Source organism: Halobacillus sp. H74, assembly GCF_052246715.1.
Taxonomy (GTDB): domain Bacteria; phylum Bacillota; class Bacilli; order Bacillales; family Halobacillaceae; genus Halobacillus; species Halobacillus litoralis_A.
In genome coordinates this window covers 31,779-46,353 of the sequence record NZ_JBQQCI010000008.1, presented here as the reverse complement: position 1 = coordinate 46,353, position 14,575 = coordinate 31,779, and the positions used below count along the sequence as shown (strand labels likewise).

The following is a 14,575-nucleotide window of genomic DNA, read 5'->3' as shown; positions in this document are numbered from 1 at the left end:
AAACAGCGCGGAACTGTTCGTTTCCGCGCTGTTTTTTCGCTGCACATTTGATTCATCCAGTTCCAACGCCTAGTCCCTCGAGGTCTTAAGACAAACAACGCCATGGAGAAGAGCACTCCATGGCGTTGTTTGTCTTAAGCTTGTCGGGCCTGATCAAGGCACTTCCACTTTTGAGTTTCATCCAGTTCCAGCGTCCAGACACTCGAGGTCATAAGTCAATCAACTGCGTGGAGGAAGACCGCTCCACTCCGTTGATTGTCTTATGCTTGTCGTGTCTGATCAGGACGCTTCCACATTTGGGTTAACAAATTGAATCTTTCGGGTTGGGGTTTTTCATTCCGAACATTGGTCGTAAGAATAGGGCGAGATAGGTGCCTACTAACGCCATGATCATCCAGACCCAACCGTGGAGACTGAAGGATGCGATTCCACCGAAGTATGCGCCGATGTTACAACCGAAGGCGAGGCGTGCCCCATATCCCATCAGTGCCCCACCTAGGATCGATGCGGTCGCAATGCCTGGTTTTATTTTTCCAGGTTTGAAATTCCCCTGGAAACTGGCTGCAATGAATGCTCCTAAGATGATACCGAAGTTCATCACACTTGTTGAGTCAGCTAAGACGGACTTGTTTAATGGAGCCGGGTCGCCGGACCAGTATGTCCAGCTGGCAACGTCAACGCCGAACATTTGGATGAACTTGGATCCCCACAGGGCGAATGCTGAAGTAATGCCCCATGGATTCCCGCGGGTAGCGAGAGTCAAGGCATTCAAGATGCCCAGAATGACGGCAGCTAACAGCAATGGCCAAGCACCGCGCCATATTTTCTTTAAACCGGTCGTCGTCTTAAGCGGCGCCATTTTCGGAGGGTTCTTTTTCTTAGCGATTTTCACTGTGATTCCGTAAACGCCAAGGAAAATAAGGAGTTGTAAAATCCAGCCTCCAAAATATCCGAAACCAGTTGTTTCAGCTAATGAGATGGCCGGGAGTGTTGGCGTTTCTCGCCAGAAACCGATGTGATAGGCACCAAGCACAGAGCCCGCAATGAATCCGAACAAAGTCAAGACCATGGAGGACTTCCCGCCACCGACAGTATAAAGGGTACCGGATGCGCAGCCAGAACCGAGCTGCATGCCGATTCCGAACATGAACGATCCAGCTATAACACTAATTCCTACAGGAAACACATATCCTTGAGGTGCTGTTCCTGTGAAACTGAACCCTGTTGCTAAAATGACGGCAAACAAGGTGGTTGCGACTGCAAGCATTAGCATATGAGCTTGCAAGCCTTGGACATTCCCGACAGAAATCAGCCGTCTGAACGCAGAGGTGAACCCGAAACGGGCATGTAACAGCACAAGACCAAAGGCAATTCCGATAAGAAAGAGCACTCCTTGAGTGAATGTGGTGACACTGATAATAGCTATAAATAAAAGCAGTGATACAATCGCCCCAAGCCATACAAGCGGTTTTTGAACCGGCTCCAATTGATCAGTGACTGTAGAACGCTTATTTTCCGTTACTGTTTGTTCAACTGTCTGTTGTTGCATTTATATAAACCTCCTAAATCCGATTTGTTTACTGAGTTTTAACTTTTTGTCATTCTAACCGAAGGCATGTCTATTTGTAAATCCATTTGCATAGAATGGTTGTACAAAGAGAATAGATTCAGTCTTTACGTAGGCTTAACACTACTTTTTAGAGAAAAGTGGTAAACTCAAAGCGTAGACAGGACAATCTATAAAAATTTTGGAGGGATGTCTTATACCTGTCGTTTGCTCTTCTGTCACTCGCTGGTTTTTCTTTGTTTGTAAGAAAGCAAACCGAAGAACTTCCTGGCGTACTTCTGGTGCACCTCCCCCTACATAAAGACTGATCGAAAGCGACGCCTCACAAGCGTGGCTTTTTTGTTGTTGTATCAGGCAAGCAGTGATGCTATACATAATATCTTCAAGCGGCTACACTGTTTAACTTTTTATGTATGAGTTTCGATTCTAAGATTAAACTAAAAAATAGCTGGGTAAAGTATGTTGACTACATATTTATTAAAGGAGTGATAGGATGGCTAAGAAAAAAGAGTGGCACGTCATTTTTTTGTTGGACAGTAAGCGGGTTGTCACACATGACCTGGAGCTGAGTGAAGCGATGGACGAGCGTGAGGCATCTGAATTCATCGTCAAACAGCTGGACCGGGGCACTTGGTGGTTCCTGGAGGATGGTGTCGCTATTCATACCAGTGGAGTGGAAAGTTTTTATTTAGACAAATGTGCACGCCGCACACGTTTCTCCAGAGATTGAGGGTAATCCTTGTTTCCGTACATTACGGAGGCAAGGTTTTTTTATGTTCAAAATTAAGTGACCCTGATAAACTTTTTTGCGCAGATTGATGTGTCGGTTACGCCAATAAAATTCGTCTTGCGTGGAATGGCAATTACCCCGATAAAAATCATCTGGTGCTAATATTCCCACCCACCAGTCCAAAATAACAAAAGGGCTGGGACAAAACACTGACTGCCACTGAAAAAGGGGAACGATTGAGGAGAATGGATCAAATGGAGCGTAGGCAGCATACCTAGACTTTTGCTGGGACAGGAGGAGGCTGAGGCTGTAGCCACAGAAAGCGAAGTATGTTGCCGGAGCGGTATATGCATTTATTGTTTCATAAAGAAAACCCGAACGGATCCGTTCGGGTTTTATAGCGGAAGAATTCTTTTGGCACAGCCTCACTTCAACCGTTATGATTCCAATATTTCCACTTCAATCTGACGACGGCCGAAGTCCAGGGCATCCCCTTGTTCAGCTAGGAACACATCGATACGATTGCCTTCGATATCGCCGCCGATATCACCAGCAATTGCTACGCCATACCCAGGCACCCGGACTTTCGATCCAAGAGGAATGACATTCGGGTCGACAGCGATCACTTTTTGATTCGGATTGGCGCGAAGGTCGATTCCTGTATAGGTTTTTCCGCTACAGCCCTCACAGAAAGCGGTATAGGCTGTCGCTTCCACAGCTACGGTCCGTTTCACCTGCTCAGTAGAGGCAGACGCAGTTTCTGCTCCTTTTTCTTCATTAAAACGTTCATGTTCTTTTATCTTTTTATCAAGATTAATTGGTTTAGTTTCTATATGTTGAGCGGTCTTGTCCGTTTCTGCGGCAGAAATGGGGAGACTGAAGCTCATTATTAGAATGGTTGATAAAAATATGATGGCAGAGAGGTACTTGTTCATGACTGATGACCCCTTTCGTTTGTTTTACTCATTGGAGTATAACAGGCGTCTTCAGAACAAAACAAATACAAAATGCCTACATTCTGATTACATTTATATGACAATATTCACCCATGGGGAAAGAGCCGCAATCCATGGTAGCGACTCTTTTCTTTTTTTATCTGGAATTCCCTTTGGGTTTGCGTCCACAACAGGGTTTCGAGGGCTTACGTCTCGGTTGGTTTTCTTTATCACGATCTCTCATTTAGACCCTCCTCTCATGTCTGAGATATTTCATTGTATGCACGAAAGAAAAAACGGGCCGTGCGGTTTCCCTGCATCTTTACGAATTTTTTAAAAGGAAAAAAGGGCCTAAATACGTTGTTCAGATTAAACAGGAGGCATGCTATAATAAGTGAGGATTGTCAGAATTTATGTAAGTTTGATAGAAAAGGAGGACGGGACCATGATTGAATGTCCTCATTGTAAACATGGTATGACCGAAAGTTCCCGTTATTGCTCCCAATGTGGAAAACCTTTGAAAGGTGAAGAAAAACAGGATATAAGGCGTCTTCTTAAGTCAAAACTCCCAGTCCTCACACCTGTGATGGTGTTGATCGTGATGGGGGCAGCGCTTTATTTTGTGTATGCACATGAACAACAAGTGAATAAGGAAGTCAGAGCAATGAAAAAGGAAGCAGAAGAGGTTGCGCTTGCAGGTGAATACAGGGAAGCGGAGACCCTATTGGCTAATGCTGTCGATCAAAGGCCGCATGTCGACGCCTTACAGGAAGAACTGCTTAACATTCAAATTGCACTTACTTGGGATCGTAAACTAAATGAAGTCCATACTCTGCTTGAAGAAGGTTCACTTTCTAAAGCTTCAGAGCAATTGAACGCCATTGAAAAGGAACTGCAGGAGAAAGACAGTCAGCTCTTGTTGACACTTGTCCCCAAGTTGAATGAGATGGATTCACTGATGACCCTCAAGGAGGTTAATCAGGAGTTATCCAAAGTGACAGATGTTGAAGAGCTTGCTGCTAAGTTGAATACACTTTCCCAGTTGAATTTGGAAGAAGCTTCGAAAGTCAGAGAAAAAATCCATGAAAAAATAGTCAACCAGTCGACGAAGAAAGCAGAAGAAGCGGCAAATGAAAAACGCTATACAGAAGCGGTCGCCATCGTCGATCAAGGGTTGCAATATGTATCGAATGATGAAAAACTGATTCAATTGAAAGAACGGATCCAACAAGAGAAGCAAGCATTTGAACAAGCGGAACAACAGCGGATGGAACGAGCCATGCAGCAAGCGGCTGAAGATGAATTGGTGAATGAAACCGAAGCTTTGAAAGTCCTTGATTTCAATATAACTAAAGACGAATTCGGAGACTATAAAGTAAGTGGTGAGCTGGAAAGTGTGGCCACGCAAATCATCAGTACGATAACTGTGAAGTATGACATCCTCAATGCTGATGGGAAAGTCGTGCGCTCAGAGTCTGCAAAGGTCTATCCCCTATATTTGAACCCTGGAAAAAAGGGGTCCTTCGAAAAGGTCTATTATGAGCTGGAAGAAGGGGAGTATTCTGTCGAGATGACAGAGATGGAATGGTTAGTAGAATAGGAGGATGTAAGATGAAACGCTCTTGGCTGTTCAGCGTTCTTGTCTCCATCACGATTATCGGAGGCGGGATCGCGGGCGTTTTTTATATCACGAATGCTGTCCCGGAACAAATGAGCATGAGTGCGGTATTGGATGACCCCGCTAAAGAGGGAGCAGAAGGTAACGAAGTACCCAAAGAAACGCAGGACATAATCTTCGAATCGCAAAAACTCGTCGTCCAGATTGAATTGGAAGATGGAACAATCGGGTCCGGATTTTTGTATAACGAAAAAGGCGATGTCATCACGAATGCTCACGTCGTCGCAAACCAGGAGAACGTCAAAGTCGTGACGGCCGACAGTAAGAAGATGCCAGGTGAAGTGATTGGAATCAGCCGAGATACTGATGTTGCCGTTGTAAGAGTGGCGGGATTAAAGGGGAAAAAACCGCTTCCAATCAGACAAGATGGCTCTGTGGAGCTGCTTGATGAAGTGCTGGCCTTAGGGAGTCCACTCGGGCTGCAGAATACGGTGACCCGTGGAGAAATCAGTGGTCTTGACCGCACATTAGATATCGAGCCTTTCCATTATAAAAATATGTATCAGATTTCAGCCCCGATTTCACCTGGAAACAGTGGCGGCCCTTTATTGGATCGTGAGACAGGTGAAGTCATCGGCATTAATTCAGCGAAGCTTGATGAAGAAACAATCGGTTTCAGTATACCCATCGAGGATATTCTGCCGGTGGTGGAGCGGTGGAGTGAGTCACCGATGAAATCACTTCCTGAATTTCCTGAGCTCGAAGAACAGGTACAATCTCCTGTAACTGGTACAGATGCGGAACAGGCCACATATCTTGTCCAGTATTTTTACGATAGTATTAACCAGGGTGATTTCGTGACGGCATATTCCCTGCTCAGCAGCAGTTGGCAGGAGGACATTTCCTTCGAAGATTTCCGATCCGGCTACAACAATACGTTAACCGTTCAAGTGGATAATCTCGTCGCAGACCCTCAAGGGGATCATGTGGAAGTCACTGCTTTTCTTACTGCCGAAGAGACGGTAGATGGAGAAGTGGAAATGAAAAAATACAAGGTCGTGTATCCAGTGAAGACTGAAAACCAATCCGTCAAGATCTGGAGCGGTAAGGGTGAAGAGTTGGATACAGAAAATGAAGAAGAATGATGGGCTATAACTGCCCCGCCTTAGGTGACAAAGGCGGGGCAGTTTTTTGGTGCTTTGGAATAAAATTAAGCCAGTTTCTGCCCAGATAATTCTGGTGTTGCGCAGATACATCGAAAGGCCCTATTCCTTTTTATAAAAACACTACTTCAAAGGTTTGCTTAAGCTTTTGAAGATCCCTCCCTTGCATTCAGTTCATAAGCGGCACGTATTCCTGATTCGACAGCTCCTTCAATCCAGCCATGGAATGAGGATGTATGTTCTCCGGCAAAATGCAGCCGTCCCTCTGGGCTTGGTATGACTTCTTCGAGGTCAAGGCTTTGTCCAGGGGTGAAAAGGGTGAAACAGCCGGCAGAGAAGGGGTTTCGACTCCAATTAAAGACTACACTGTTCAAATATTCTTGATAAACGATCGGTCCGTAAACCCTGCACAAATTCTCGAGAAGGACTTCAATGATTTCTTTGTCACTCAAACTGTTCCAAAGCATTGCATTTTGACCCCACGTATAGCTGGCCAGCATGACACCAGGGCCAGGTTTACCTCTGTCATGACTTGGTAAATACATAAAACGCATTGGGAGGTCAGAGGTGATGTTTCCGACAGGGTATCTCTCCCAAAAACGGCTTTTGAATTCAATGCCAACTTTAACAGCTGGTACATTGGTTAGTTCCTGAATCGCTTGCCGCTTTTTAAATGATATGGATGAAAAGGGGTAGACTTCTATGAATTGGAAAGTTGTGAAAGGTATAGTGGAAAGGACATAATCAGCCCTCCAACATGTTCTTTTACAATCCAACTGGTTTTCGGCTTCGACTTTGATTTCATATTCACCTTGGAAGATTTTCTTTACTTTTTGATTGAAGTAAATATCTGAGCATAATGACGGGAGGAAAGCGTATGGCAGACGATCATTTCCTCCAGTGATTTCTTTGAACTCTGTTTCTTCACTGAAAATGGGGAAGGTGATGTCTGTCAATATATCCAGGAATGAGAATTCTGGAAAACCTTCAATTCCTAACAGCAGTTTAACTTTTCGGACAGCGTTTGTAGACATCGAAGGTCCAAGTGGATTGTTACGTAAATATTCCCCCATCGCATAGTTGGAGTATTGGTCGAGTAGTTCCTCCTGCTCTTCGGGTGTGCTTTTTTCATAAAGGTCCAGAAATGGCTGCACAGAAGATAGAAATAATTCTTTTGCGGTTTTTCCTCTCTCCCAGGGAAGAAGGGGAAAGTCCAGTAAATCTGGATTTTCTTTATAATCCTCCTGGAATAATTGTTTTCCATTGATGAGCAGGAGGTCATCTGGTGTGGTATTCAAGAAAGGCTGAGTGGGCAGCTGGAATTTACGGATATACTCTTGGACGAGTACATGATTTGAAGGAAGACGCATTGCTCCGACATCGATATAATTCCCATAAGTAAAAGGTTTTCTAACCGTATACACTCGACCGCCGATTCGGTTGTTCCCTTCTAATATTGTCACCTGGTGACCTGCTTGTTTAAGGAGCTGCCCCGCCACAAGCCCCGCCATTCCTGCCCCGATAATCAGTATCCGCTTTTTTCTAGCTGCTTTGGGCAGACCTTGTTGAATAATGTGTAAAAAATCATCCGGATAGGATAGCTTTTCTGTTTTTGCCATATAAGAACCCCCCATATACTATTTATTCACTTGAAGCGAATAAAAGTATGGGAATAATTCCCTTGTTCGCAGGGAATAATTTTTCCCTTTTTATCATCAAATGAAAAGGGAGGGGTTTATCATGCAATATCCACCGATCAGACAGTCAGGAAGAGAAGCGGGAGCAAGCAGGATCCTTAAGGTTAATGGAGTCGGAAAAGTGCAATCGCGCCCGGATACGGCGAATATTCAAGTCGGTGTCGTGACCCAGGATATGAACTTGGAAAAAGCTCAGCAGGACAATGCGAGTGCGATATCTCGTGTCAAAGAGCAATTGATCGCTGTGGGAATTGCCGAAGAAAATATACAAACGGCGGATTACTTCATTTTTCCTGAGTACGATTATGTTGACGGTAAACAGGAATTCCGAGGTTACCAAGTGACACATACTCTTGGTATCACTGTAGATGACATTGACCAAACAGGGTATATCATTGATACAGCGGTCGCAAATGGAGCGAACCGTGTATCGAATATTGAATTCACGGTCAAAGACCATTATGCTGACTACCAGGAAGCCCTAAGGATTGCTTTAGGTAATGCATTAGCCAATGCGCAGACCATTGCGAATACAATGAGGTTGAAGCTCGACCAAACTCCTGTGAAGATTATGGAACTCGGAACTACACCTGCCTCCCCAGTCCAGAGCTTCAGTAAGACACAGGTAATGAGTGCGGCCGCCACGCCAATTGCGCCCGGGACGCTTGAGACTGTAGCAAGAGTTGAGGCACGTTTTCAATACTTACCATGATTTTTAGATTGAAGGGGAGGGGAGGTGGCACCGACATAAGTCTATCAGAAATCTTGTCATAGACTTCAGAAGTGAAGAGCAGGATAGATAATGTACGGGCTGACTTCTCTCCATTAGATTGAAATAAGGGATATCAGTAGTAATCGATGCTGGAGGATACTGATATTTCACCTACATAAGTGTAATGGACCACAGTCGGTGAGGCTGTGGTTTTTCAGTGTGTTCAAGTGCAGCTTTCTGCCATAGGAAGCTGAGTTCCCGGCCTGGTCAATCCAATATTTTAAATGGCTTTTAAGAAGGGGTGTTTCTGCTTTTGATTTCGGGTATTTTATGCTGCAGGTTCTACATTTATGCTGCAAATATTTTTCGTTTTAGAGGGACATTTTTTCTCTGGGCGCATAAAATATAACTAAAACTAAAAAAGTTGCACAAAGGAAAAACATCATTTACAATGAACATTAGTTAATGTTCGAATTGAAGGAGTGGAGTTATGGAAAATTTACTACTGGCTTTCGGGCTGACGCTCTTTGCAGGATTAGCCACTGGGATCGGGAGTGTGCTGGCGTTCTTTACGTCAACGACGAATACAAGGTTTCTTTCCCTGGCACTCGGATTCTCTGCAGGAGTGATGATTTATGTGTCGATGATTGAGATCTTTTTCAAAGCCCAAGAATCTCTCGTCCATGCATTAGGAAATGAACAAGGGCATTGGGTTACTGTGGCTGCATTCTTTGGTGGGATGGTCCTCATCGCACTAATCGATAAATTGATACCAAAAGCAGGAAACCCACATGAAGTGAAAAAAGTCGAGGATATGACAAAGGGGAACCCCGGTGTAAAAGATCCGGACCTGTTGAAAATGGGTACATTCACAGCCCTCGCGATTGCAATTCATAACTTTCCAGAAGGGATTGCAACGTTTACCGCTGCTTTGAATGACCCCACGCTTGGGATCGCCATCGCTGCTGCCATTGCTATTCATAATATCCCGGAAGGAATCGCCGTCTCTGTTCCTGTCTATTTTGCTACAGGGGATAAGAAAAAAGCGTTTAAACTGTCTTTTCTGAGTGGATTGTCAGAGCCGGTGGGCGCGATTCTTGCGTACTTATTGTTGATGCCATTCTTGAATGAAACGATGTTTGGTATTCTTTTCGCTGGTGTCGCTGGAATTATGGTATTCATTTCATTGGATGAGTTGCTTCCTGCTTCCAGGAGGTATGGAGAAGCGCATTTATCCATTTATGGGGTCGTCGCCGGTATGGCGGTCATGGCACTGAGTCTATTGCTTTTCATTTAGTCAAAGGATGATAAAAAAACGAAGTGAAGAAATATTGCTAAACAAGAAACCCCTTCAAGATGTATTCCTGAAGGGGTTTTCCTATGTCAGCACGTTTTTTCTTCCCATAACTCCCGGATTGTCCGTTTGATAGTGTCCTTCGATTGCTGGACGATCCGCCAGTTGAGGTGGATGAGGTCTGATTTTTTTCTCCCCAGCCTTATGCTGTCTTCTTCGATTTCTATGTCGTGATCAGTCAAAGTGGGTAATTTTTGTTCCGATTTTTCTCGGAACCAGACTTTCGCCTCTTGGATGAGGAGCCGCTGTGCTTCATCTTTCGAAAGGTCTTTAGGGTAATGATAATAAAATTTACTTTTTTGAAAGCGGAAGGAAGGATCCTCCTCGTTTGAACTTGGTTCTGAAAACAGTTGGTAAGAACGGCCGAGATAAGAGATTCTCTGTTCATCGTCCAGTGTCAATTGATCGATGTGATAAAGGTCAGAATGGGTTTCCTGCCATTTCTGTTTGATCCATAACGCTTTTTTCCGAATGAAAGCTTCAATTCGATCCTCTGATTTCTGTTTGGCAGCTGTTACGTGCACCCCGTTCAAATCATCCAAATATATTTTGATATAAGAGACATCATATTTTCGCTCAAGTTGGTAAGTAATATTTGTTTTTCCGTATGTAATTGCTGGCATAGGGATTCCCCTTTCGTGTTTTCATTTTAATCCAGGGTTGTGCAGGCGTCAAAAAAAGCGCCCCTGGCAAAGGACGCTTTTGGACTGGAGTTAGATAGGACCTTACATGTTTCTATGGCAAAAAGGGGAAGCGATCGTTTCCCTGAAATCTATCGGTACACTGTAAGGATGGGACGAACGCAAGTTATAATGTAATGTTTGTTTTCCTTTTTTGAAAATCCACATCTTTATAATACGTGTTTTTGACAAGAACATTCGGACCGAGGCACTGAACGGCAGGACAATGACAGTTGAGGTTCTTAGCCGTATCTGTTTGCATCCATTGCTGATAAGCATCTTCAAGTTTCGTGTTCTGGATGTTACCGAGTCCGGGCTCATCACCGAAATCGGTCACGATGATATCACCACTGAAAATGTTGACGTTGAGACGGGAGCGGCCATCCGGGTCATTACGTACCGTAACATTCTTTTCCTTGTACAGTCGTTTTAACATGTTCAAATCTTCCTCTGATGCGCTGCAAGGATAATAAGGTAAGGTTCCGAACAGCATCCAAGTGTCTTCATCACGGTGATCGAGAAGGCGGTTGATTCCTTCACGCATTTCTTCCAGACTCAATGTTTCCAAACTGCTGGCGAAATCGACAGGGTACATCGGATGAATTTCGTGTCTGGCACACTTCATTTCTTTGACATGATCATGGATAGATTCCAGATACGGGAAGGTCCGTTTGTTCAGCATCGTTTCCGCTGATACCATCACACCTTCTTCTGAAAGCCGCTGTGAATTTTCCACCATCCGATCGAAATATTTCTGCCGGTTTTCTTCGGAAGGCTTCCGTTCCATACGAGCGAAACCTGTATGAATGAATTCTTCAATCGTTCCCCAGTTATGTGAGATATGTAAAACATCAAGGTATGGAATGATCGGAATATATCGTTTGTAAGGGAGTGTCAAATTGGAGTTGATTTGTGTGCGCACTCCTCGTTCATGGGCATATTTCAACAATGGGAGAACATAGTTGTCGACAGACTTTTTCGACATCATCGGTTCACCGCCTGTAATACTCAATGTTCTCAGGTGAGGGATTTCATCGAGACGTTCACGGATCAGGTCCATTGACAATGCTTCCGGATCTTTCGCCTGCAGTGTATAGCCGACGGCGCAGTGTTCACAGCGCATGTTGCACAAGGTGGTGGTTGTAAATTCAATATTGGATAACTTCATTTCACCATGTTCCTGGACATCCATGTACGCTTCCCATGGATCATAGGAAGGAGTAAGCTCTTGAAGCTTCATGTCAGTACTCATAGGCTATGAAACTTCCTTTCTTTTAAAATTCGGTTGTAGACAAACCTTTCTCATTTTAACATTATTCAACCGAATACTATACCATTCCTTGCTTAAAACCTAAGTTAATATTCTTATGAATAAGTAAGCGATAACTGGTGTGGAGAGAGGGGGGATGTTGGTGATGGCCAATTTCAATAAAAAGGAGATTTGGTGTGTGATAGCGAACAATAGGGGGTAAAGCAAGGAATAAAGGAGAGTAGTTGAATGAGCCAAACCGTTTTGATCACCGGATCTTCCAGTGGGTTCGGTTACCATACCGCTATTAAATGTGCAGAAAAAGGATTTAAGGTCATCGCGACGATGAGGAATATGGAGAAAGCCTCTGTATTTGAAGATGAGACCCTGGCCCCGGAAATCAGAAGTCTGATTGAAGTCTGGGCATTAGATGTAACGGATATAGATTCTATAAAGCGATTCGAACAACAACTGGAGAGCCTGGATAGGCTGGACGTACTCGTGAACAATGCGGGCTTTGCGATTGGTGGTTTCCTCGAACAAGTACCGCTGGAAGCTTACCGACGCCAATTTGAAACGAATGTATTCGGGGTGATCGGTGTCACCAAAGCTGTGCTCCCTTTGATGAGGAGACAAGGACGGGGGAAAATCTTTAACGTAAGCAGTGTCAGTGGACTGATCGGCTTCCCCGGCCTATCCGCCTATGTATCATCTAAACATGCACTCGAAGGACTATCAGAAAGTCTACGCTTTGAAGTCCGGCCTTTTGGTATTGATGTAGCATTGATTGAACCAGGTTCTTATCAGACGAACATCTGGTCCTCTGGCATGGAATTGCCTGAGACTGTCCATGATCCTGATTCGCCATATTCAGACTACACGAAAGGTCTATGGAGTGCTTTGAATGAAGAGTCCCATGAAAAGCCGGGTAAGGTAGCTGATTTTATGGCAGACCTTATGCAAAAGGAGCAGCTGTCTAAACTCCGTTATCCGATTGGAGCCGGGGTAAGGATGAATGTGTTTATGAAACGAATCCTTCCGTGGCGGTGGTTGGAGAGAACAGTGTTGAAAAAAATACTTGGAACCGAAAAAGCGGAAGGAGAGAAGAGATATGGAACAAAGCATCGTAATGAATGGAGCGGAAGACATACGGTTTGAAGGGAATGAGGTGGGCATTCTGCTCTGCCACGGGTTTACAGGCACGACTCAGAGTATGAGGTCTTTAGCGGAAGCTTATGCGAGAGAAGGCTACACCGTCCATTGTCCTCGTTTGAAAGGTCATGGGACGACCCCTGAGGATATGGAATCTACTTCTTATAAGGAGTGGATCCGCTCTGTGGATGAAGCATACCAGTGGCTGACTGAGAGGTGTTCCACTGTTTTCGTTGCCGGATTATCGATGGGTGGTGCGCTTGCCTTGTATATAGCAAGTCAGTATGAAGCAGTCAAAGGGGTCATTCCCATTAACGCCGCCATCCAAATCCCGGCCTTTGAAAGCAGTATTTCATCGGAAGAGCGGTTTTTGGATGCCATCGGATCGGATATTAAAGACCAGGGGAGTCATGAACTTGCCTATGATCGCACCCCGGTTAAATCGATTCAAGAGCTTGTTCATCTGATGGACCAAGTAAAAGAGCGACTGGATGCTATTCATTGTCCCATCATGATTTTCGTTTCAGATGAAGACCATGTCGTACCACCGAATAATTCAGAAGTGGTTTTTGATTCCGTCTTTTCGGAGCATAAAGAAATCATTCACTTAGAAAACAGTTACCATGTTGCGACACTGGATTACGACCAGGATTTAATCATAGAAAGAAGCCTTGAATTTTTCCAGATGTACACGAATACTAAAGGCTGAGATAAGAGTATTTCCGGGGCAATAAGATAATCTTTGTAATTAATCCGAAAGTCTATTATAATAGTAGACAAATCAAGAAAAGTAACGGTATAAAGCCTTCAAGGGGAGCCTTCTGGCTGAGAGTGAACTCTTCGTTCTTACCCTTCGAACCTGTCAGTTAATACTGACGCAGGGATGGCGGCTTTTTTGATGGTGCAATGCATTTGGGACTCCTCCATCAGGAAGCTTCCCTATTTGGCATTGCTTTTTTTGTGTCTTTCTACAGGAGGTAGGTCAGATGAGGAATCGTCGTGTTTTATTTTTAGTAGAAATCGCTATTTTTTCAGCATTAGCGTTGTTGTTGGATATTTTACCTTTTCTATCTTTCAAGTTATGGGCGCAAGGGGGATCCATATCCCTTGCAATGGTGCCTGTGTTCATCATGGCATTCAGGTGGGGAATCAAAGGTGGCATGGCCACAGGCGTCTTATTAGGAATCTATCAAATCTTAACAGGAGCCTATATCATTACGCCGGTACAGACGATTTTAGATTATATCATCGCCTTTGCTGTCATCGGGGTAGCGGGATTTGTTGCCAAACCATTGTGGAAAGCGATTAAAGCCAAAGAGTCGAAAGCATTGGTTGGCTGGATCGTATTTGGCTGCTTCGTAGGGAGTTTGCTACGCTTTATCGGTCACTTTACTGCCGGGATTGTTTTTTACGGGGAATTTGCTCCGGAAGGACAACCGGTGTGGCTCTACTCACTCGTCTATAACGGGGGATATATGTTGCCTGCTTTTATTTTAAGTAGTATTGTGGTCAGTCTGTTATTTGTGCAGCGACCTAAATTATTGATGCATTAAGCCGTTGAGGCAGGATAAAAGAATTTTTCCACTAGGAAACCCGAACGAAAAATCGTTCGGGTTTTCTTTATGAAGAAATAAATGCATACGCCGCTCCGGCAACATACTTCACTTCTTTTTATGTTAGAAATTTCAGGTCATAAATGAGAGGAAGCCAACACTGAA

12 protein-coding genes, 1 pseudogene and 1 riboswitch are annotated in these 14,575 nt (G+C 44.3%); of the genes and pseudogenes, 8 read left to right on the top strand and 5 right to left on the bottom strand.

The window, feature by feature from the left end:
• Positions 1–301 precede the first annotated feature (301 nt).
• Positions 302–1,549 (bottom strand): YeeE/YedE family protein, encoded by a 1,248-nt coding sequence (locus ACTWPX_RS16990; protein WP_443120763.1) that lies wholly within the window; start codon positions 1,547–1,549, stop codon positions 302–304.
• A 511-nt stretch (positions 1,550–2,060) separates the two neighbouring features.
• Between ACTWPX_RS16990 and ACTWPX_RS16985 the strand changes: the two genes are divergently transcribed.
• Positions 2,061–2,297: a hypothetical protein gene (locus ACTWPX_RS16985; RefSeq protein ID WP_128523111.1), complete on the top strand. Its 237-nt coding sequence runs from the start codon at positions 2,061–2,063 to the stop codon at positions 2,295–2,297.
• A 437-nt stretch (positions 2,298–2,734) separates the two neighbouring features.
• Here the strand turns inward: ACTWPX_RS16985 and ACTWPX_RS16980 are convergent.
• Positions 2,735–3,016: pseudogene (locus ACTWPX_RS16980) on the bottom strand (3D domain-containing protein); the annotation flags it as partial.
• A 661-nt stretch (positions 3,017–3,677) separates the two neighbouring features.
• On the opposite strand from ACTWPX_RS16980, the gene ACTWPX_RS16975 reads away from it, so the two are divergent.
• Both ACTWPX_RS16975 and ACTWPX_RS16970 read left to right on the top strand, forming a co-directional pair.
• Positions 3,678–4,832 carry a hypothetical protein gene (locus tag ACTWPX_RS16975; RefSeq protein ID WP_443120762.1) on the top strand — a complete coding sequence of 385 codons (1,155 nt, stop codon included), beginning with the start codon at positions 3,678–3,680 and terminating at the stop codon, positions 4,830–4,832.
• Positions 4,833–4,843: 11 nt separating this feature from the next.
• Positions 4,844–5,995 carry a S1C family serine protease gene (locus ACTWPX_RS16970; RefSeq protein WP_443120761.1) on the top strand — a complete coding sequence of 384 codons (1,152 nt, stop codon included), beginning with the start codon at positions 4,844–4,846 and terminating at the stop codon, positions 5,993–5,995.
• 158 nt (positions 5,996–6,153) lie between these two features.
• Here the strand turns inward: ACTWPX_RS16970 and ACTWPX_RS16965 are convergent, their stop codons facing one another.
• Positions 6,154–7,632 (bottom strand): flavin monoamine oxidase family protein, encoded by a 1,479-nt coding sequence (locus ACTWPX_RS16965; RefSeq protein ID WP_443120760.1) that lies wholly within the window; start codon positions 7,630–7,632, stop codon positions 6,154–6,156.
• 121 nt (positions 7,633–7,753) lie between these two features.
• On the opposite strand from ACTWPX_RS16965, the gene ACTWPX_RS16960 reads away from it, so the two are divergent.
• The gene (locus tag ACTWPX_RS16960; RefSeq protein WP_443120759.1) at positions 7,754–8,422 is read left to right on the top strand and encodes an SIMPL domain-containing protein; all 669 of its coding nucleotides are present in this window, start codon (positions 7,754–7,756) and stop codon (positions 8,420–8,422) included.
• A gap of 490 nt (positions 8,423–8,912) precedes the next feature.
• Positions 8,913–9,719 (top strand): zinc transporter ZupT, encoded by an 807-nt coding sequence (zupT, locus tag ACTWPX_RS16955; RefSeq protein WP_443120758.1) that lies wholly within the window; start codon positions 8,913–8,915, stop codon positions 9,717–9,719.
• Positions 9,720–9,805: 86 nt separating this feature from the next.
• Here the strand turns inward: zupT and ACTWPX_RS16950 are convergent, their stop codons facing one another.
• Both ACTWPX_RS16950 and yfkAB read right to left on the bottom strand, forming a co-directional pair.
• Complete coding sequence (locus ACTWPX_RS16950) at positions 9,806–10,399, bottom strand: YgjP-like metallopeptidase domain-containing protein (RefSeq protein ID WP_443120757.1); 594 nt, start codon at positions 10,397–10,399, stop codon at positions 9,806–9,808.
• A 184-nt stretch (positions 10,400–10,583) separates the two neighbouring features.
• Positions 10,584–11,708, bottom strand: a complete 1,125-nt coding sequence (gene yfkAB / locus ACTWPX_RS16945; RefSeq protein WP_443120756.1) for a radical SAM/CxCxxxxC motif protein YfkAB — start codon at positions 11,706–11,708, stop codon at positions 10,584–10,586.
• Positions 11,709–11,954: 246 nt separating this feature from the next.
• On the opposite strand from yfkAB, the gene ACTWPX_RS16940 reads away from it, so the two are divergent.
• From ACTWPX_RS16940 to thiT, 3 genes are all read left to right on the top strand, one after another.
• Complete coding sequence (locus ACTWPX_RS16940) at positions 11,955–12,863, top strand: SDR family oxidoreductase (protein WP_443120755.1); 909 nt, start codon at positions 11,955–11,957, stop codon at positions 12,861–12,863.
• Positions 12,817–13,566: an alpha/beta hydrolase gene (locus ACTWPX_RS16935; RefSeq protein WP_443120754.1), complete on the top strand. Its 750-nt coding sequence runs from the start codon at positions 12,817–12,819 to the stop codon at positions 13,564–13,566. The genes ACTWPX_RS16940 and ACTWPX_RS16935 overlap by 47 nt, the downstream gene beginning before the upstream one ends.
• A gap of 91 nt (positions 13,567–13,657) precedes the next feature.
• Positions 13,658–13,758: riboswitch (TPP riboswitch) on the top strand.
• An 85-nt stretch (positions 13,759–13,843) separates the two neighbouring features.
• Positions 13,844–14,410 (top strand): energy-coupled thiamine transporter ThiT, encoded by a 567-nt coding sequence (thiT, locus tag ACTWPX_RS16930; RefSeq protein WP_128523100.1) that lies wholly within the window; start codon positions 13,844–13,846, stop codon positions 14,408–14,410.
• Positions 14,411–14,575: the final 165 nt, after the last annotated feature.